Raw genomic sequence first — 18,930 nt, forward strand, 5'->3', positions numbered from 1 at the left:
CGTAGGGACGCCGCTCCTACAGGCGAAAATGCCCGACCATCCCCTTCAAGTCATTGCCCAACTGCGCCAGCTCGATACTTGAGCTGGCGTTGCCCTGCATGGCCAGCGCCGACTGATCGGCGCTGCTGCGGATCTGGGTGACGCTGCGGTTGATCTCTTCGGCCACCGAACTTTGCTGCTGCGCCGCCGCGGCAATCTGCTGGTTCATCTGCTGGATCAACGACACCGCCGCGGCAATGCTGCCCAGGGCGCTTTCCGTGTGCAGGGCATCGCTGACGGCCAACTTGACCAACTCGGCACTGCCCTGGATCTGCGCCACCGAGGCCTGGGCACCACTGCGCAAGCTGCTGACCAGGCGCTCGATTTCCTCGGTTGATTGCTGGGTGCGCCGGGCCAGCGCCCGCACCTCGTCGGCGACCACGGCAAAACCACGCCCCTGCTCACCCGCCCGCGCGGCCTCGATGGCGGCATTGAGCGCCAGCAGGTTGGTCTGTTCGGCGACGCTCTTGATCACTTCAAGTACCTGGCCGATGTTCTGCACTTCGCTGCTGAGAGTCTCGATGCTCTGGCTGGCTGACTCGGCGGAAGTTGCCAACTGTTCGATACGCTGCATGCTCTGGCGTACCACCTGTTGACCGCTTTCCACCTTGTCATCCGCCGTTTGCGCCGCCTGGGCAGCCTCTTCGGCGTTGCGTGCGACATCATGCACGGTGGCGGTCATCTGCTGCATGGCAGTGGCCACCTGCTCGGTCTCATCCTTCTGGCTGTTGACCTCGCGATTGGTCTGTTCAGTGACCGCCGACAGCGACTGGGCGTTGCTGGCCAGTTGTTCGATACCGTTTTGCAGGCCGCTGACGATTGCGCTCAAGCCCGTGCCCATCTGCTGCATGGCCAGCATCAACTGCCCGACCTCATCCTGGCGGTCGACACCGATATCACCGCGCAGGTCGCCGGCGGCAATCTGCTGGGCACGGCCCATTACCTGGCGCAGCGGCCCGACCACCGCACGGGTGATCAACCAGGCCGCCAGCACGCCCACCAGCAGTGCCAGCAGCGAGGCCGCAAGGATCAGTATGGCGTTGTTCTTCAACTCACTTTGCATGGCCCGGTCTTCAGCGAGATAGGCTTGATCGACCTGGCCGGTGACCTGCTCGGCACGTGCCTGCAATTGCTGCTTGAGCTGCTGCTCGCGGCCGAGCAGGTCGGTGTATTCGGCGAGCTTTTCACTGAAACTGACGATATGCGTGCCGACTTCGCCAAGCACGGTCTGATAACCGGCATCGGTCACGGCGGCCTTCAACTGCTCGACCAGGGCAGCAGCCTGTTCGGTCTGTTCAATGCGACCCTGGCGCGCGTCTTCGGCGCCCTTGCGGTTCTGCTCCAGGCGCACCCGCGCCTCATCCATGGCCTGCAGCATCAGGCGCGCGACCTGGGCCACCTGCCCGGCCTGCTCGACGAACTCGGCGCCCTGCTGGCCCTGGGTGTCCTTGAGGGTGTAAGTACCGTCATCGGCCAGCCCGGACTGCAGCACATCGAGGTTGTTGGCAACGCTGGAGACCGACCAGCTGGCCATGTCCAGTGCCAGCTCCTTGGCCTGGGTCAGCTCGACGAACTGGTCGAAGGCCTGGCGGTAGTCGCTCAGCGCCTGCTCGACGCCGGCCAGTTGCACCAGCGCCCGCGCTTGCTCCTGCAGCGCTTCGACACGTTGATGCACAGCCTCTACCGCCTTGGGATCGGAGCGCAGGGCGAATGCCTGCTCCTGCAAACGGGTGTCGAGCAGTGCGGTATTGAGCGCCGCCATCTGCTTCAAGCCATCGAAACGTTGCCCGACGCTGTGCAGCGCGGCGACCCCCGCCGCAGCCACCACCGCAGTCAACAGCAACACCAGGGCAAACCCCAACCCAAGCTTGCGGGCCATGCCCAGGTTGGCGAAAAAACCACGCTTGGCCGAACTCATCGCACTTCCCCCCGATACCCGCAAATGCATCAAGGGTGAAGAGTGGCAATGGCGCGGCCAGCGGCACAAGATCCCGGCGTCGGAATAATGGCAAAAAGCTACAGTCGCGTCGTTTTCAGGACAGCCGAGGTCGCCCGGCACGTTGGAAGAACGCCTGCGCGCGCTGGTCCTGCGCATAGGCGACATTGATCCGTAACCAGTCGCAAGCAGCGCCCTGCGGATCGAAAGCACTGCCCGGCGCCAGCAGCACCGAACAGGCCTGCGCCTCACGGTTCAGCTCAGCGAAATCCCGCCCCGGGCAGCGGGCCCAGACGAACATGCCGCCGTACGGCTCCGTGAACACTTCCCAGCCATTGGCTTCCAATTGCCCCAGGGCCTTGGCCATATGCTGGGCCAGGCGCACGCGCAAGCGGGCGATGCTCTTTCGGTAACTACCGTTGCCCAGCATCTGCGCCACGACCTGCTCGGTAAAGCGTGAAGTGCCCAGGCCACTGACCATTTTCAATTCAGCCAGGCGAGCGACCAGATCAGGCCTGGCCACCAGATAGCCAACCCGCAGCGAACTGCTCAGGGTCTTGGAGAAACTGGCCAGGTAAATCACCCGCTGCTCGGCATCCAGGGTTGCCAGACGCGTGACCGCACCGTCCTGAAAATCCGCGTAGATGTCATCCTCGATGATCAACACGTCATGTTCACGGGCCAGTTCCAGCAAGCGATAAGCAACCTTGGGCGACAGGCTGCTGCCGGTGGGGTTCTGGTACAGGCTGTTGATGTACAGGCAACGCGGGCGGTGCCGTTTGAGCAGGTCTTCCAGCACATGCAGATCAGGGCCCTGAGGGGTACGCGGCACGTGGAGCATGTCCACCTGATGCTGGCGCAGGAGGCTGTACAGGTTGTAGTAACCCGGGCTTTCTACCAGCACCTTGTCGCCGGGCTTGAGCAGTGTGCGCACCAGCAGGTCGAGGGCGTGGCTGGCGCCCTGGGTGGTGAGGATCTGCTCAGGCGCGGCCTGGATGCCGATCTGCTCCAGGCCCTTGTGCAACTGCGCGCGCAGGCTGGCCAGGCCCAACGGCGGGCAATAGTCGATCAAGTCTTCAAGCGCGCCACGGCTGACCTGACGCACCGCCTGGGCAATCGCCTCGGTGGCGCGCCAGTTGGAAGGCACCCAGCCACAGCAGAGCTTGAGCAGCTCAGCCGGATCGTCAGTGAACTGCTGCCATCGGCTGTCAAATGCCTCGTCGCGGATCGGCTGATCAACCAGAGGCATCTTGAGCCGCTGTTCGGCAACAAAAAATCCGGCGCCATGGCGCGCCTCCAGCCAGCCCGCCGCCACCAGCCGGTCGTAGGCTTCGATCACGCAGGACTGGCTGACGCCCTGCTCCCGGGCCAACTGACGTATCGACGGCAAGCGGCTACCGGGGCGTAGGCGCTGGCCTTCGATCCAGGCCTGCAGCTGCCCAGTCAATTGCTGTACCAGCGGGATGGCGGAGTGACGATCAAGGTTGAGGTGCATGGCAAAGTGTTCGTGGATTTTGTCCGAACAGTTAATCACAAAACCCTCGCCAGTGTGCCTTGTGACGCCCTGCCGGGCGCCGGATAGTCAGCCCCTCGACAAGGAGCCGACCATGCCCACCCAGCGCCACCCCGCCCTACTGGCTTTTGCCCTGTGCCTGATCACCTTCGCGGTCAATCTGCAGGCACCGTTGTACACCACCTATGCCGAGCTTTCCGGTTATGGTGCCGGGGCCACGGCCATGGCGTTCTCCGGCTATGTGCTGGGGGTGATACCGGTGCTGCTGTTGCTCGGCGGCCTGGCCGACCGGGTCGGGCGCCGTCCGTTGATCCTCGTCGCCCTGGCCTTGTCGATGCTTGCCACCCTGCTGATGCTGCTGGCCCCTGGCTTGGAAACCCTGGGCCTGGCACGCCTGCTGCTCGGTATCGGCACCGCACTGGCGTCGGCCACCGGCACCGCCTACATGAGCGAACTGATGCACGCTGGCGACAACCGCCATGCTGCCACCTGGGTCACCGCCAGCACCTCGCTGGGCTTTGGCCTCGGCGCGGCGCTGACCAGCCTGTTCCTGCTCAGCGGCCCAAGCCTGACACCTGGCAGCTTCTACCTGCACCTGGCGCTGGCCTGCCTGGCGATGCTGGCGGTATGGCAGTTGCCCGACCGGCGCCTGGACAATCCCGCCGCCCTGTTGCGCTTGCCCTACTACCCTGCCGGCAGCTTGCCCTACGGCCTAGCAATCCTGCTGGCCTGGGCCTGTGTCGGCCTGGTGATCGCCTTGCTGCCGTCGATCCTCAAACAGCATGGCCTGGCCAACTGGTCAGGGTTCTCGACCTTTTGCGTGATCAGTTGCGGGCTGCTGTTCCAGCCGCTGGCCAAGCGCCTGGCGCCAGTGCGGGCCACGGCCATTGGCCTGGTGATACTGCCTTGCAGCTATGCACTGCTAGCCTGGGGGGCGGACGGCGGCGCGCTGGCCGCCGTGCTGCTGGGCACCATCGCCGCCAGCAGCGCTTGTTATGGCTTTGTTTACCTTGGCGGCCTGTCAGCAGTGAACAGCCTGGCAGGCGAGGAAAAAACCCGTGCCAGCGCAGGTTTCTTCCTTCTGGCCTACATGGGCTTCAGCCTGCCGGTAATCCTCACCGGGTTGCTGGTCGACCGCCTCGGGCCGGGCACCGCCCTGCTGGTGTTCGGCCTGGTGCTGCTGGCCGGTTGCCTGCTGGTCGGCCTGGCCCTGGCACGCAGCCACAAGGCGCTCGCCGAGCCAATGCTGACGGCAGTCAAATAGCCGTGGCACCACCATCGACCGCCAGGGCCTGGCCGGTGGTGAACGCGGCGCCGTCGCTGCACAGGTAAAGCACCGCACTGGCGATTTCCTCGACCTTGCCGATGCGCCCAACCGGGTGCATGGCGGCGGCGAACTCGGCCTTGCGCGGGTCAGCCTCATAGGCGCGGCGGAACATGTCGGTGTCGATCACCGCCGGGCACACGGCGTTGACGCGGATTTTTTTCTTGGCGTATTCGATGGCCGCCGACTTGCTCAAGCCGATCACCGCATGCTTGGAGGCGCTGTAGATGCTCATCTTCGGCGCCGCCCCCAGCCCCGCCACCGACGCCGTATTGACGATAGCGCCACCCCCTTGGGCCAGCATCAACGGCAACTGGTACTTCATGCACAGCCACACGCCCTTGACGTTGACACCCATGATCGCATCGAACTCCGCTTCGCTGCCTTCGGCCAGGCGACCCTGCTCGATCTCGATGCCGGCGTTGTTGAGGGCGTAGTCCAGGCGCCCATACGCCTCCACGGTGCGCGCCATCAGTTGCCGCACATCCGCCTCGCGAGTGACGTTGCAACTGACGAACAAGGCCTCGCCGCCGCTACTGCGGATCAACTCGACCGTGCCGTCGCCGCCAGCCTGATCCAGGTCGGCCACCACTACCTTCAACCCTTCGGCGGCAAACGCCAGTGCCGTCGCCCGGCCAATCCCCGCAGCACCACCGGTGACCAGGGCAACCTGGCCGGAAAAACTCATGCTCATCGCTAGCTCCCGCAACAAAGTAAGGTCAGTGCTGAGGAGTCTAGGCAGCGATCAGCAGCGTTGGGCAGCATCATCAGGACGCCGGTTGAAGCACTATCGGCGTGGGTGATTGTCTTTGCCCTGCTCAATCAGCTCAGTGGATTGCAGTGTATTCGCCAGGCGGGTAAACCTTGCCGGTTGGCCGATCTGGGTCTATCAACAAACATTGCCCTTCAAACGAGAGCCTTGCCATGACTGCCCAGAGCAACCGCCGCTTCCTCCTCGCCAAACGCCCGATCGGCGCTGTCACCCGCGACGACTTCACATACGAACAAGTGCCAGTGGCTCAACCGGCTGAAGGCCAGGTGCTGGTGAAGAACCTCTACCTGTCCCTGGACCCGGCCATGCGCGGCTGGATGAACGAAGGCAAGTCATACATCCCACCGGTAGCCCTGGGCCAGGTGATGCGCGCGCTGGGCGTCGGCGAAGTGATTGCATCCAAACACCCGGGCTTCGCCGTCGGTGATCACGTCAACGGCGCGCTGGGCATCCAGGACTATTTTGTCGGCGAGCCCCAGGGCTTCTACAAGATCGACCCGAAACTGGCGCCGCTGCCGCGTTATCTGTCGGCCCTGGGCATGACCGGCATGACCGCCTACTTCGCCCTGCTCGAAGTCGGTGCGCCCAAAGCAGGAGAAACCGTGGTGATCTCCGGCGCTGCCGGCGCCGTCGGCAGCATTGCCGGGCAGATTGCCAAGCTCAAGGGTTGTCGCGTGGTGGGGATCGCCGGCGGCGCCGAGAAATGCCAGTACCTCAAGAGTGAACTGGGCTTTGACGGCGTCATCGACTACAAGGCCGAAGATGTCCTCGAAGGCCTCAAGCGCGAATGCCCGAAAGGCGTCGATGTCTATTTCGACAACGTTGGTGGCGACATTCTCGATGCCGTGCTCAGCCGCCTGAACTTAAAGGCACGCGTGGTCATTTGCGGCGCCATCAGCCAGTACAACAACAAGCAAGCGGTCAAAGGCCCGACCAACTACCTGTCACTGCTGGTCAACCGTGCGCGCATGGAAGGCTTCGTGGTGATGGACCATGCTGCCAACTATGGCAAGGCAGCGCAGGAAATTGCCGGCTGGCTGGCAACCGGCAAGGTGAAGAGCAAGGAAGACGTGGTCGAAGGGCTGGAAACCTTCCCCGAAACACTGTTGAAGCTGTTTAGCGGGGAAAACTTCGGCAAGCTGGTGCTTAAGCCCTGATTTCAGCGACCACGGCCGCCAGTGCCTGGGCAGGATCGGCGGCCTGGCTGATCGGGCGACCGATCACCAGGTAATCGGAGCCGGCATCCAGGGCCTGGCGCGGGGTCAGGATGCGACGCTGGTCGTCCTGGGCGCTGCCGGCCGGGCGAATACCCGGGGTCACCAGTTGCAGAGACGGGTGCGCAGCCTTCAGTGCCGGAGCTTCCAGGGCCGAGCACACCAGCCCGTCCATACCAGCCTTCTCGGCCAGGGCCGCCAGACGCAGCACCTGTTCTTGCGGCTCGATGTCCAGGCCGATACCGGCCAGATCCTCACGCTCCATGCTGGTCAGCACGGTCACGCCGATCAGCAGCGGCTGCGGGCCGCTGCGCTGGGCCAGCACCTCACGGCAGGCTGCCATCATGCGCAGGCCACCGGAGCAGTGCACGTTGACCATCCACACGCCCATCTCCGCCGCGGCCTTGACGGCCATGGCGGTGGTGTTGGGGATATCATGGAATTTCAGGTCGAGGAACACTTCGAAGCCCTTCTCGACCAGGGATTCGACGATGCCCGACGCGCTGCTGGTGAACAGCTCCTTGCCGACCTTGACCCGGCACAGGGCGGGATCAAGCTGATCGGCCAGCTTCAGGGCGGCGTCACGGGTAGGGAAATCCAGGGCGACGATGATGGGCGTCTGGCAGGCGGACATGGGCTGGTCTCTTGGCAAGTCTTGAACGGCGCGCATTGTAAACGAAGCGGCGGCCTGTGGGGGGCCGATGATCGCGAAATGACCGCGTCCCGCCCCAGCCCCTATAATTGAACCAATGAATGATGTGTTTGCTCCAATTTAATGAGGCAGCGTCATTCGCTGTTTAAAAGGAGAACTACATGCCCTGGTATGCCTGGTTGATTCTGGTCCTCGCAATCGGCTCCATCGTCGGTGGCCTGATGCTGCTGCGCGATACCGCGAAAAAGCTGCCTTTGACCGAGGAACAGCTTAAGCGCGTGCATGAGCGAAATGCTGAAATGGATGCCAAGGATGCGCAGGATCGTTAAAACGCCACCTTCGCTCGACATTCTGCAATCCACGACGCCTCTTTCAACGAAAAAGCCGGTCGCTGACCGGCTTTTCACATCAGCGGATGCTATTTGACGGTGAGCTTATCGCGGTTGCGATCCAGCAAAGCTTTACCTATACCTTTGATCTCCAGCAATTCATCTACTGTCTCAAAGGCACCATGTTCGCTGCGGTAAGCGACAATAGCTTCAGCCTTGCTCCTTCCAATTCCGGTGAGCTTTGATTGCAACGTCATTACGTCCGCTTGGTTCAGATTCACCAGGCCTGCCTGTCGCTCTATGACAGCAGTCGGCGGTGATTCTGCCATGGGTTGTGTTGCAGCATTCACGGGTAAAGAGGCACTGGCAAATAGGGAAAGCAGGAGATAGAGCAGGACCGTATTGCGCATTGATGAAACTCCTTGGGAAATTGATTAAGGCAGCTTTTCCGTGGCTGCCACTGAAACCTAGAACGTCTCGCTTCAGAGTCAAACTAAGTAGCTCAGTGGAATATTTACCAAATTAAACATGAGGCGCGCATGAGCCTCGTACCCAATAAAAACGGGCGCTTCACTCCGGGCGACGTCCCCCTCCCACAGCGTTTCCAACTGTAAGCAATCGTACCGAGTCGGACATCTACTCCATCTCTCTCGAACGTCCCCGGCGCCGCCTAGGCGGTTTCATGGCATGGGTGACGCCTTTCGTCGGAAACCCCTCAAAAGCATGAAAATCTCCTACATTTGCCAGGCCGTTTTCCTGCGAGAAAACAGCGTTTTCCCACATCCAAGTGATAGAATCGCTCGCATTCTCAAGACGGAGAGACAGCCATGAAGGCTTTGGCCCTAGTTATTATCAGCGGATTTCTGACCATACCGACAGCTTGGGCAACGCAAGACGCGCAACACGGGAGTTCTTGGCGTCTCGAACCAGAGAGCTTCATTGGTTTGAATTTGAAGGGCGATTTTCTCAAGGACATCCCCGAGTGCGCAGCGAAAGCTGCGCAACAATCTGTCGCTAGTCTGTGCCGGGAACTGACTGAGCACGATAATACTTACTTGCTGCAAGGCGAGATTCCCTTTGGGGGAAAAAAAAGTAATACGACAGTCCAGCTAAACAATGGAAAAATCCAGCGCTTAATTATTTCAGGCAACGCAGAAACCATCAGAAACCTGAGCGAAACACTCACAACAACCTACGGCGATCCGACGACCTGGGAACTAAGCCGTCTCGAGTCAAAATCGGGTTATTCGTTCGTAAGCGAAGTGCTGATCTGGAGCGGCCAGCATGTCTCCATGAAACTCCAACGAAACAACGATGACATCAACACATACTCAATTATCGTCATCAACAACAATTACGCCCCTGAATCTGCAACAGAAAGCAGTGAAACCATACCAGCTGAAAAGCGCTCTACATTATGATCCAGCACCTACGTTTCCAACCCTGCTGAAGGCGCTCCAGCCTAACGCCGTGACAAGCCATTTTCGAATGGCTTAAATATCAACAAATTCTGCTTTACCACCTCACGACATTCAGTATAATTCGCGACCTCGTCTCACAGGGGAAAGGTCGATCGTGAAAGCAGCGGCAAAAATTATAATAGAAACACTTTGCATTCTTATACTTTTGGGGACACAAGTTCTACTTTCAATATACTTGCAAAACTTCACACTCTATGCCGATGGAAGCCTGAGGTTACTTCCCCTGCTGGTTTCCTTGACACCCGTCGCGCTCTTCTATTTGCTCGCACGCTTCGCCTTCCCTCCTTTGCTGACGACGGCGCTAATTTCAACAACCTTGGTGGTACTGTCCCTGGTCAACAACATGAAGTTGGCCCTGACAAACGATCCGCTGTCATGGAGTGATATCTCTTCGACGGCAAATGCATCAGTCATTTGGCACTACCTGACCCTTCAGCACGTAGGTATTTTACTGGCAGCATCTGTGCTGTGTACTCTAGCGTTGCGAATCAATCCCTATAATATGCTTTCAAAGCGAGGTATTGCGTTAAACCTAACGGCGTGCGTGATCATCGCCCCGATTGCCTTATGTTCGTACAGCGATCTCATTAGCCAGTCTTTTGCCGTACAGGCAGACAAGCTAAGTAAAAAGTTAGGAGTTTACTATATCTCGTGGGATTGGCCAGTAAACATTGAGCGAAATGGCCTGCCGTTACACTTGATACATACTAGCCGAAGAACGATCCCCACCGAGGCCACCGAGGCACAAGCCAGTGCATTTGCATCGTTGCAAGGTCACGCAGTCGCTGACAACAACCGTCCGCAAAATATAATTTTTATCTTATGCGAAGCATGCTGGCATGATGAACAGCACTTCAAGTCAGCCTTCCTACCGTTGGTTAACGCCGGATTCATAGAAACACGCTCTGTCTCCCCCGTGTATGGAGGCGCCACCGTAAACGCCACATTCGAGCTGCTTACTGGATTACCGTCAACCGGATCACTCAGTGGTGTTATTTACCAAGAGTACGCGTCGCTTATTTCAAACTCTGCGCATACGTTACCTCGTTACCTAAAAGCTGCAGGGTATAATACGACTGAAGAACACAACCATGGTAAACAATTCTGGAAGAGAGACATTGTTTCGCCTAAGTTTGGTTTCGATAAATTCGTCGGCCTGGAGGACATGGGCCAAGCGGTAACCATTAATTGGGCGGATGACGAAATTCTATTTGACCATGCACTCTCTGAGTTGAAAAAAAACCAATCAAATTTTATGTTTTTGACCACCGTGTCTACTCACGGCCCGTACCCGTTCATCAATGATTATGGCCAAGGTTACTATTTAAGCAAGTTATCCACAGCAATTCAGCGGGTTGCCGCGTTCGCAGAAAAAGTCAAGGCATACGACAATAATGCTTTGATTATGGTCGTCGGTGATCATAAACCAGCACTGAACACGTTTTTCTACAAGGAAGGAATACTGCCCAAGGATCACTTCGACACGGTTGGCGAGACGAATGGGGAGTTCACTTTCTCCGCTAACTCAGCCCCTGAAATTCGCGGTGACGTACCCGTATACGTACTAGGTAAAGACGCAGGACGCGTCAACCAATTTGTTGAGCAATCGAACGGGAAACCATTCTTCTGTTTATCGCAAATACTGGACACTGACTTTATCAACTCGGGCGTGCCGGCATACAACTTCGCGAACGAACATTCTATTTGTACTAACGAAGCGAACATGGGGTACAAAGCGATCGTTTCACTCTACCCAGACTGGCTCTACTCTTTATCTATCCTGAAATAACACGAGGCAGCCCGGCTCAGACGAAACCTCCTCATCCTTGAGGAGGTTTACTTTCAGCGTGCCGGTGTGTACTGAGTAGAATCGCTATCGCCTTCAGCACGACTGTTAATAGCGAGCAAAATGCCAATGGGCAACCAGAATAATGTCCAGTAATCACCGGGGCGCGTAAATATTCTCTCAACATCCGTAAGCAAGGCAATGAGTGCAAATACCAGGGCGGGCAGCGCAAGGCGGACCCAGACATTATTTCGCATACGCCAGACTTTATGAAAAATGGCAACCACGCCTGTGCCCAGTAGCAAAAGTGAAATGATGCCGCTGTCATACACCTGCTGTAAATAGAGACTGTGTGCATGGGGTGAAACAGTTACACCGTTTTCCCACCGAAACTCAAACGGTGTCCCAAGACCCTGTCCGAATATCCAATGACCGGACATGACTTCAAAGTAATACTCCCAAATCGGCCCGCGCCCGGAAAGCTGCCTCTGCTCAATCTCGACAACCAACTCTGACGAGAATATCACCACCAGAAGCAGCACTAATGCAAAGCCGGCTAGCAATAAAAACCATCCCAGCTTCGACTTCTGCAAAAAAACAACAAGAATGCTGGCACCCGCTAGCGCAAACCAGGCACCTCGTGTGTATGTGAGGAGCACGTAAAGGGCCAGAATACTAAAAATGCCAAGCCAGATAATAACCTGCCTAAGCTTGCCCCCTTGCTCCAACGCCAGTCCCAGCGCCCAAACGGCTAACGCACCATGAAATATCCCTGCGGCTACAGGCCAACCATAGTTGGCAAAATCTCCGATACCCAATCGGTCAATTCGGTAGGCTCGATAAGCTAGCGGTCGATCGAGAACGCCAAACTGATATATCAGACTGGCTAATGCCCCCATTGCAACCACGAAAATCCCGGCCAGCAGCGCGCGCCTCAAAAAAACCTGGTCGCGAAGCATTAACCAGTAGATCGCCACAAGATAAAGCGCGATTAACAATCCTCGCTTAGCCAGCGAGAAAGCACCAGTCTCCGCACCCTCTGCCCATACTGTGCTAAGGCCGACCCAAAAAAGAAAGGCTGCCCATGGTAAGTAATGCCACGTTGGAAGTTCTATACCCCGAACGCAAAACCCATGCACCAAGAAGATCAGTGCAGGTAAGAGAAGCCAGATATAGATCTGAGCATTTCTAGCACTTCCGGACTCTATCCACACTTTGCCACTGATCTGGATAAATAGCCCAATCGCCAGCATCCAAACCAACAGACGGGGCCACTTGAGCCTTTCGGTGCTATTACTCCACCAGCGCATCATGCCTTTCATAGCTATCCATTACCGTTAAACTGAAGTCAAAATGCGTTTTTATTAATGAACCCTTTGAAGATCGTCAGAAAAATAATCTTCAAGTCAATCCACAATGACCAGTTATCGATGTACCACAAATCGTACTCAACACGTTTTTGCATTTTCTCCAATGTATCAGTTTCTCCACGGTAGCCACTGACTTGAGCCCAACCCGTAATCCCAGGCTTGACCTTGTGGCGCTGCATATATGACTCCACGAGCTCTTTATAATATTCGTTATGTGCCAATGCATGGGGACGGGGTCCAACAATTGACATACGTCCTTGCAGTACGTTGAAAAACTGAGGTAGCTCGTCAAGGCTGGTGCGACGGAGGAACGCTCCGACCTTAGTAACCCGCGCATCATTACGAGAAGCCTGAGTCACGCCACCCTCACTGTGAACGACCATTGAGCGAAACTTATAGACTTTGAAACTCTTGCCGTTAATACCAGTGCGATACTGTTTGAACAGAATTGGCCCCGGAGACGACAAACGAATACTCAAGGCAATTACCATGCAAACAGGAAGAATCATCAGACTGATTATTCCTCCGATCAGCAGATCCTCAATACGCTTCACTACACGCGCCGGACCGTCCATTGGGCTGCAGCTCAAGTCCAACGAGTACAAGCCGGCGATATGGCTGACCTTATGATTGAGCAGGCGGATATCGCCCCACTCAGGAATAAAACGCACGGCGACTGTATGGTGACGCAATGCGTAAAGTATCGAACGTATAACACCGCCTTCACTCAAGGGCAGACACAGCCAAACCTCATGCACCCCCAGTTCGTCAACTTTAGCGACCAGACGCTCCATCCAGTCCTCTTCCTGGCTGAACGCTAAACTCTGAGCAACGCAAAAGCCATCTCCCTCCAAGGCCCGGCCGTTGTTTAACTGACTTGCGGACTCCCCTCCCGAATCAACCAGCAATATACTCTTCAGGTTTCGTCCAGCGCCACGCACACGGCGCAGTATAAAAAATACCGATAACCGCAACAACAAACAGAATGTTCCACCCAGGAACAGCATCACAGTAAACCATATACGAGAGTAATTACCCGAAACCTTTAGAAAAAAGGTCAAGGACAAAAGCACTCCCGCTGCAGCCAGCCAACAGACAATCAACATTCCCAGTTGATGCCAGAGCGATTGCCCGCGCTGAGAACCGTACACCCCGCCAGACGCCAAACAAACAACAACAATAATAGCGGTTAGCATCGTCGCCGTATTATAACGACCGGTCATGTCAAAGTGCTCAAAGCGATAGTAATAAGCGCACAAGCCTGACATAAGGACTATAATCATGTCCATCAAAGCGACGAAAAACGGTACTGGATAACGCTCAGCAAATGTTGGTTGATATCGATGGTTGACTTGCATGTCTTTGAATAGGCCCCAACTTTTAGCAATCATAATTTTAAACGGAGCGCTACGTTATCAGACGATCACCCTCATTACGTCTGAACACGAGCACCTAAAACTATTTCCTAATAATAATAGGTACCGACTTACCGCTCCTAGTCCAGTGCGAAACGTCAATGCCTCCATTCGCCGAACCAAGAACTGGGGGCCGTCGAACTCGCTCCCCCAAGCTACCGGCTTCCACGACTGGATGCGCGCCGCACTGAATTACGCCAAACGCTGCACACTGAACCATTATGACCCAATTCAGAGGCTTCATCCATGCCTACGCCCTGCCAAAACGCAGGCATGCATTTAGTCAGGGGAACCCATGCAGCTAAAAATTGTGTAGCCCACATAACGCGGGTTGAGCAGGGGTAGATGAGCAGCTAGTACACAGTGGCACCACACGAGGACGAGTCTGCGAGTGCGCAAGCGAGGGAAAGGCCAACTGGCGAAGCGGATATCTGTTATCTCTACCCGCCAGTCAACCTTCAGAACCGAACGAATCGATAGGTCTTGGCCGAGCCCCGTCGATGGCCGTTCACTGAAGAGGCCGTCGATACAGAGCAGCGCCGGGACAATTTATGCAAAAGGCCCCTGCCAATAGCGCTTGTGCATGCTGAGCTTTTTCTTCAACTCAATAGGCAGGCTCTTTTCCTTTTGCCCCAGCTTATAGGCAACCAGTTTGAGCGCATTGCGTAGCATTGCGCCAGGCCACAGATATACACGTCGAACACCCAGGAACTTTAGTTCTGACTTCACATACCGCAACCCTTCGCCCCCTGCACCACCAAACGTTTCGCGAATCCACGCCTCACGCGCATGAAAAACCCCTTGATCGAAGTACCGACAGAACTCTTCTTTCAAACTATAATTATGGGAGTGTCGACATACCGCACTGCCGCTATAAGCAACCTTCCAACCGGCTTGTAGCATTTTTGCGGCAACATACATATCTTCAGAAAGGATGACGTGTTGTGGAAAACCACCAACACTCAACAACACACTTCCTCGATAAGCCGAAAAGGAGTTCGACATGAAAGGCGTTTTGATCCCTAAGACTGCGGCATCCGCCAGCGATTTAACTTTTGAGTCGTTGGGGTAGTTGAAATGGCGGGCATGCTGTGAAAGCAGGTCAGCGTTCAAGTGAGGTAGCTGCTTACCACAAACAGCGGCAATCTGCTCATCTACGAAAGGTGCCACAAGATTTGCAAGTGCCTGAGGGTCTTCAAGGTAGGCATCTTGAGTGAGAAAAACATAAACATCGTAGCCTGGATTGTTGGCCACCATCATCTGTCGGGTGCCACCGTGATTAAACTCGATTCCCGGAATGACCGTGACGTTTTCAAGTTCAGCCTTGGCCAACTCCTGTGTACCATCACTGGAACTGGAGTCAACAACGAAAAGATCAAAGCTGCCCTGTTGGCTACGTATCGACTTCAGCAAACGAGCAAAATCTTCACGACCATTGTAGGTCGGTACAATACATGCCACTCGCAACCCGATCTTTTCGTCAAAATATGAAATCACAATTCAGCACCAAAATAAGAAAATTTCGTTTACACCCAACACTTTAAACCGCCTTCAGGCGGACTGTGATTTCCACTTCAGTGATAGACGACTTACAAGTCGATCGACACGAGCCTTCAGATTTTTTGCAACCCTTCCTCCGAAAGCAATAGAGCGCTCTTCAACTAGATACCAAGAGAGATAACCAAGGCCGATGCACACCACAATCGCCGCGACCTGATTGAAACGGACCCCCCAATCAAGAAAATGATACGCCAGCATTTGCTGGACCGGAAAGCCCCACAAGTAAATGCCGTAGGAGACGTCAGTCTTAGGCTTAATCGCCAACAACAGCTTCGTGCCAGACAGGTACAAAATGGTCAAAAATATAGCGATGTACAGAAGGTACTTGGAGAATGCCGACGCTGCACACGCGTAAAATACTATCCAGCAAAAGAAGACAACACCTGAATGCAACTCGAAGGAGTCTTTATACAAAGCCAATAACGCACCGAATGCAAAGCATTGGACGAGTATCGGCTGATGGAAAATTGGATGCATGGCGTCTGCATTGACAAAGTGCTGACTTACCAACAAAAACACTAGCGCAAGCGTAGCCAGGAATTTATCCCTGAAGATTCCGAGCAGAAACATTAATAACAGCCCAAGATAAGCGCCTACCTCATAGTAGAGCGTCCACAGCGAACCATTAACTGCAGCCTCGTAAGGCAATTCGAAAAACACCCCAGGTAAATAGTACCTTATATCCATCAGAAAATTGGAGGTCACATAGTCAATCACTTTGAACTGACGACTTGAAAAATATTCAACCAGGGACAAGCTGGAGTAAATCGGGCCGATCACCAACGCGCTGACTACCACAACCAACATAAATGCCGGCCAAATCCGAAAAAACCGCGAACACACAAAAGCGATGGCGTCCCGTCGGGATAAAAGGCTATTCGTCACCACCAGCCCGCTGATAAAGAAGAAAATCTTTACCGCAAGTAAGCCTGAATAGTCATAGCCTAATAGTCGCTCAACCCAGTCGGAATACCCCGCCTGAGGAGCGATAGCATACGCATGCCCGTAGATAACCATACAAGCTGCAACCATGCGAAAAACATCCAGATTATTCGCATTTCTTCCCAGCAATTCACCTAGACGCACGTAGCCACCACCCAGGGATGCTCGAAATCAAAGGGCATTTTTATAATCTCCTCAATCATGGTCAACTCAACCTCCTAGACTCACTCAACGGGCTGAGTTTGGCTGGGTGCAGGAGATCAAGCGACCTCAGAAAAAGCACACCCAAAATGAAAGGCAAAACTTCGGTTGACTGGTACACCAGGGACTGAAAAAGGAAGGCTAGAAGGAAAAATCTGAAAATTCGTTCTTTCGAGAAAAAATACATATAGCCAAAAAAACAGAAAAAAATAATTGATCCCACAATACCAAAATTGATCAGGTTCTGCAGAACTGCAGACTCAACGACATAAGAATCGGCCCCCACCAGATTGGCTGTTAAGTTGGTCGCGATACCGAAATTATTCCCAAACCACCAATCGCCGCTAGAGAACACTTCGAGACCATGACGCCAAGCTTCAATTCTATCGTCATTACCCACGCCCTGCTGATCGAACGATGAAGAAATCCTTTCAACGAACAGCTCGAGGAACCCTGACGCCAGTAGCGCTACTAAGCCAGTCAATAATGAAAAGTAAAATACTAACAGACCTTTCAAACTGAACCGAAAGCCATTAGTCAGGATGTTATAAACGATAAAAAACGAGAAATGTGCGAAAACCAGCATCATCCCCGAACGCGAGAACGCGAGAAACACGCTTGAAAACGCAAGCAAGGATACAAAGGTCACCCGTTGATTGACCGCCTGTAAAAAAACCCCCAGCATTACCATGATCAAAGGGTAATGCAGATAGCTCCCTGTCAATGATGAGGGCCTAGCCAGGTCGACGGGTAAACCATAGGCTGGGGTTGCCCCGGGAAGATCAATAATTTTAAATTCTTGTAATGTAGCCGTCACAAAAAGAACAAGAACTAATGCTGATACCGCACGCTCAACCCCCCTGAGGTCGACAGAGGTTACCTTAATGGAATAGAACATCAGAAAAAAGAACGAGATGGCCACGGGGTAAGCCAAATAAAAACCATAAGCGGTGTCCGCTCCATCTGCCAACGTAAACAGTAACGACGATATCGAGCTAATGATAAAAGCTATCGATATGATAATGACTGCGGGCCGAAGCACCAGCACCGGCCGACAACTGGCATAAAAGCATATGACAAAGAAAACAAAGCCACCCAATGACACCAGGTAAGAAAGCGATTTTGGAAGAAAATATTCCGCTAAGCCCCTCGAGCATATGAAGAGAAGCGCGAAGAACAGGGAATAATTCATCGACCACTACCCTCATTCGCTATCGCTGGAAACTGCTTGGCGATAGCAGCGTAGTAATCAACGCAGGTAGTCTGCCAATAGTTGTGCAGCACCGGGCCGGGTACAAACTGCTCAAGGCTTAGCAGGAACTCAGCTGCTATTTTCCCGCCACTAATAAAGTTTTGCCCATCCTGATCAATAACCACGCCGGTATTGTTTTCAAATACAAACCCAGCCTGAGGTATCACCACATTTGTAATAACCGGCACCTGAAAGCACAGATGTTCATAGAACTTATTAGGCGCTGCGTATTTATGCAAAAAAATATCGGGATCATAGTACATCCATGAAAAATCAACTTGCTCATACAGCCCTTCCAGCTGATCCCCTGTGTAACGTCCGACGTAGGCAATATTTGAAAAGCGCTGCGCCTGCTCTTCAATATACCCCTTCAACGGCCCATCCCCTGCCACTAACAGTTTTACCCGGTCGGCATTAGCACTCACCAACTCTACTATCAAATCAAGCCCACGGCTTGCATCCAAGGTACCAAAATAACCAACTGTCAGTACACGCGGCTGCTTTTCTTCTTTCACCGAATTAGAGCTGCACTTTTCGTCCTTTGCAAAGGACGGCATATTTTCAATAACAAAGCCTCTCACGCCAGTGGTATCAGCACCTAATAGGTCGTGATAGTAACGCAGCCTGCTTTCATGGGGAAATACCGCCAGACTGGCCCGATTAATAAAGAAAAACTCAATACGATCAATGAGCTTAGGGCACGGAATTTTTTTGAATCGAGCTTGCGATGCAGGATCTACGACATCAAAAATCAATGTCGCCCCTTTAAAAAAACTCCCCATCCAAACCGGCACGAATGTATCCAGATCCATGCACACACAGGTATCTTTTCTGCCAACCTTGAAGAGCGAAAAAAAGAAGAGGTAAAGGAGATACATAGGGTATTTAAGCGCCATCCAGCCACCATCTTTTGCCAGTGGAAACGTGACGACTTTTTTATCCCCCGCCGCACTACGCTCTTTTTTCTCCCACGTACAGTAGGTTACGTTGGAAAAGAAAGCTCCGTTTCTCAGAGTGCGCGAATCGGCGATCAGAGGCAAGCCTCTAAAAATGTAAGCTTTTCTTTTCGCACCAACAGTATCAACATTCATAATCCACAACCCACTCTAGAATCCCCCACTGCTTATGCAACAGGTCGCGCAAA

General features: G+C 54.5%; 16 protein-coding genes and 1 pseudogene. 5 read left to right on the top strand and 12 right to left on the bottom strand.

Features of this window, described 5'->3' with window-relative positions; all coding sequences use genetic code 11:
* Positions 1 to 16: 16 nt before the first annotated feature.
* The 3 genes and pseudogenes from BV82_RS26785 to BV82_RS19705 all read right to left on the bottom strand — a co-directional run bounded on the left by BV82_RS26785 (position 17) and on the right by BV82_RS19705 (position 3,470).
* Positions 17 to 898: a methyl-accepting chemotaxis protein gene (locus BV82_RS26785; RefSeq protein ID WP_374045282.1), complete on the bottom strand. Its 882-nt coding sequence runs from the start codon at positions 896 to 898 to the stop codon at positions 17 to 19.
* Positions 878 to 2,143: pseudogene (locus BV82_RS26790) on the bottom strand (HAMP domain-containing protein); the annotation flags it as partial. The gene BV82_RS26785 and the pseudogene BV82_RS26790, both read right to left, overlap by 21 nt.
* A complete protein-coding gene (locus tag BV82_RS19705) occupies positions 2,073 to 3,470 on the bottom strand; it encodes an aminotransferase-like domain-containing protein (protein ID WP_036996534.1) in 1,398 nt (465 codons plus the stop codon). The pseudogene BV82_RS26790 and the gene BV82_RS19705, both read right to left, overlap by 71 nt.
* A gap of 112 nt (positions 3,471 to 3,582) precedes the next feature.
* Between BV82_RS19705 and BV82_RS19710 the strand changes: the two genes are divergently transcribed.
* Positions 3,583 to 4,752: an MFS transporter gene (locus tag BV82_RS19710; protein WP_010224096.1), complete on the top strand. Its 1,170-nt coding sequence runs from the start codon at positions 3,583 to 3,585 to the stop codon at positions 4,750 to 4,752.
* Here the strand turns inward: BV82_RS19710 and BV82_RS19715 are convergent.
* Complete coding sequence (locus tag BV82_RS19715; RefSeq protein ID WP_036996535.1) at positions 4,745 to 5,506, bottom strand: SDR family oxidoreductase; 762 nt, start codon at positions 5,504 to 5,506, stop codon at positions 4,745 to 4,747. The genes BV82_RS19710 and BV82_RS19715 overlap by 8 nt on opposite strands.
* A 230-nt stretch (positions 5,507 to 5,736) precedes the next feature.
* On the opposite strand from BV82_RS19715, the gene BV82_RS19720 reads away from it, so the two are divergent.
* Positions 5,737 to 6,741 (top strand): NADP-dependent oxidoreductase, encoded by a 1,005-nt coding sequence (locus tag BV82_RS19720; RefSeq protein WP_036996536.1) that lies wholly within the window; start codon positions 5,737 to 5,739, stop codon positions 6,739 to 6,741.
* Here BV82_RS19720 and pyrF read toward each other — a convergent pair.
* Complete coding sequence (gene pyrF / locus BV82_RS19725) at positions 6,731 to 7,432, bottom strand: orotidine-5'-phosphate decarboxylase (RefSeq protein ID WP_010224100.1); 702 nt, start codon at positions 7,430 to 7,432, stop codon at positions 6,731 to 6,733. The two genes, BV82_RS19720 and pyrF, sit on opposite strands and share 11 nt — an antisense overlap.
* Before the next feature lie 179 nt (positions 7,433 to 7,611).
* Here pyrF and BV82_RS19730 point away from each other — a divergent pair, with 179 nt between their 5' ends.
* A complete protein-coding gene (locus BV82_RS19730) occupies positions 7,612 to 7,779 on the top strand; it encodes a DUF2897 family protein (protein ID WP_010224101.1) in 168 nt (55 codons plus the stop codon).
* A gap of 89 nt (positions 7,780 to 7,868) precedes the next feature.
* On the opposite strand, the gene BV82_RS19735 is transcribed toward BV82_RS19730, so the two are convergent.
* The gene (locus BV82_RS19735) at positions 7,869 to 8,189 is read right to left on the bottom strand and encodes a ComEA family DNA-binding protein (RefSeq protein WP_036996538.1); all 321 of its coding nucleotides are present in this window, start codon (positions 8,187 to 8,189) and stop codon (positions 7,869 to 7,871) included.
* A 417-nt stretch (positions 8,190 to 8,606) separates the two neighbouring features.
* Here BV82_RS19735 and BV82_RS19740 point away from each other — a divergent pair, with 417 nt between their 5' ends.
* Together BV82_RS19740 and BV82_RS19745 are read left to right on the top strand one after the other, a co-directional pair.
* Positions 8,607 to 9,200, top strand: a complete 594-nt coding sequence (locus BV82_RS19740; RefSeq protein ID WP_036996539.1) for a hypothetical protein — start codon at positions 8,607 to 8,609, stop codon at positions 9,198 to 9,200.
* 154 nt (positions 9,201 to 9,354) lie between these two features.
* On the top strand, positions 9,355 to 11,049 hold the full coding sequence (locus BV82_RS19745) for an LTA synthase family protein (RefSeq protein WP_145997612.1): 1,695 nt from the start codon (positions 9,355 to 9,357) through the stop codon (positions 11,047 to 11,049).
* Between the two features lie 53 nt (positions 11,050 to 11,102).
* Here the strand turns inward: BV82_RS19745 and BV82_RS19750 are convergent, their stop codons facing one another.
* From BV82_RS19750 to BV82_RS19775, 6 genes are all read right to left on the bottom strand, one after another.
* Positions 11,103 to 12,368, bottom strand: coding sequence for an O-antigen ligase family protein (locus tag BV82_RS19750; protein ID WP_036996541.1), 1,266 nt, complete (start codon positions 12,366 to 12,368; stop codon positions 11,103 to 11,105).
* A gap of 26 nt (positions 12,369 to 12,394) precedes the next feature.
* A complete protein-coding gene (locus BV82_RS19755; protein WP_036996607.1) occupies positions 12,395 to 13,774 on the bottom strand; it encodes an undecaprenyl-phosphate glucose phosphotransferase in 1,380 nt (459 codons plus the stop codon).
* A 606-nt stretch (positions 13,775 to 14,380) separates the two neighbouring features.
* Positions 14,381 to 15,298, bottom strand: coding sequence for a glycosyltransferase family 2 protein (locus tag BV82_RS19760; protein ID WP_036996608.1), 918 nt, complete (start codon positions 15,296 to 15,298; stop codon positions 14,381 to 14,383).
* An 84-nt stretch (positions 15,299 to 15,382) separates the two neighbouring features.
* Positions 15,383 to 16,477 carry an acyltransferase family protein gene (locus BV82_RS19765; RefSeq protein WP_036996542.1) on the bottom strand — a complete coding sequence of 365 codons (1,095 nt, stop codon included), beginning with the start codon at positions 16,475 to 16,477 and terminating at the stop codon, positions 15,383 to 15,385.
* A gap of 61 nt (positions 16,478 to 16,538) precedes the next feature.
* Positions 16,539 to 17,726, bottom strand: coding sequence for an O-antigen ligase family protein (locus BV82_RS19770; protein WP_036996544.1), 1,188 nt, complete (start codon positions 17,724 to 17,726; stop codon positions 16,539 to 16,541).
* Positions 17,723 to 18,877, bottom strand: a complete 1,155-nt coding sequence (locus tag BV82_RS19775) for a glycosyltransferase (protein ID WP_081839701.1) — start codon at positions 18,875 to 18,877, stop codon at positions 17,723 to 17,725. The genes BV82_RS19770 and BV82_RS19775 overlap by 4 nt, the downstream gene beginning before the upstream one ends.
* Positions 18,878 to 18,930: the final 53 nt, after the last annotated feature.

Source organism: Pseudomonas donghuensis (assembly GCF_000696345.2).
GTDB lineage: Bacteria > Pseudomonadota > Gammaproteobacteria > Pseudomonadales > Pseudomonadaceae > Aquipseudomonas > Aquipseudomonas donghuensis.

What these genes read in the sequence shown, in the direction of transcription:
- BV82_RS26785 (WP_374045282.1), bottom strand. Translation starts at nt 898, where the DNA reads ATGCTGGCCATGCAGCAGATGGGCACGGGCTTGAGCGCAATCGTCAGC.
- BV82_RS19705 (WP_036996534.1), bottom strand. Translation starts at nt 3,470, where the DNA reads ATGCACCTCAACCTTGATCGTCACTCCGCCATCCCGCTGGTACAGCAA.
- BV82_RS19710 (WP_010224096.1), top strand. Translation starts at nt 3,583, where the DNA reads ATGCCCACCCAGCGCCACCCCGCCCTACTGGCTTTTGCCCTGTGCCTG.
- BV82_RS19715 (WP_036996535.1), bottom strand. Translation starts at nt 5,506, where the DNA reads ATGAGCATGAGTTTTTCCGGCCAGGTTGCCCTGGTCACCGGTGGTGCT.
- BV82_RS19720 (WP_036996536.1), top strand. Translation starts at nt 5,737, where the DNA reads ATGACTGCCCAGAGCAACCGCCGCTTCCTCCTCGCCAAACGCCCGATC.
- pyrF (WP_010224100.1), bottom strand. Translation starts at nt 7,432, where the DNA reads ATGTCCGCCTGCCAGACGCCCATCATCGTCGCCCTGGATTTCCCTACC.
- BV82_RS19730 (WP_010224101.1), top strand. Translation starts at nt 7,612, where the DNA reads ATGCCCTGGTATGCCTGGTTGATTCTGGTCCTCGCAATCGGCTCCATC.
- BV82_RS19735 (WP_036996538.1), bottom strand. Translation starts at nt 8,189, where the DNA reads ATGCGCAATACGGTCCTGCTCTATCTCCTGCTTTCCCTATTTGCCAGT.
- BV82_RS19740 (WP_036996539.1), top strand. Translation starts at nt 8,607, where the DNA reads ATGAAGGCTTTGGCCCTAGTTATTATCAGCGGATTTCTGACCATACCG.
- BV82_RS19750 (WP_036996541.1), bottom strand. Translation starts at nt 12,368, where the DNA reads ATGAAAGGCATGATGCGCTGGTGGAGTAATAGCACCGAAAGGCTCAAG.
- BV82_RS19755 (WP_036996607.1), bottom strand. Translation starts at nt 13,774, where the DNA reads ATGCAAGTCAACCATCGATATCAACCAACATTTGCTGAGCGTTATCCA.
- BV82_RS19770 (WP_036996544.1), bottom strand. Translation starts at nt 17,726, where the DNA reads ATGAATTATTCCCTGTTCTTCGCGCTTCTCTTCATATGCTCGAGGGGC.
- BV82_RS19775 (WP_081839701.1), bottom strand. Translation starts at nt 18,877, where the DNA reads ATGAATGTTGATACTGTTGGTGCGAAAAGAAAAGCTTACATTTTTAGA.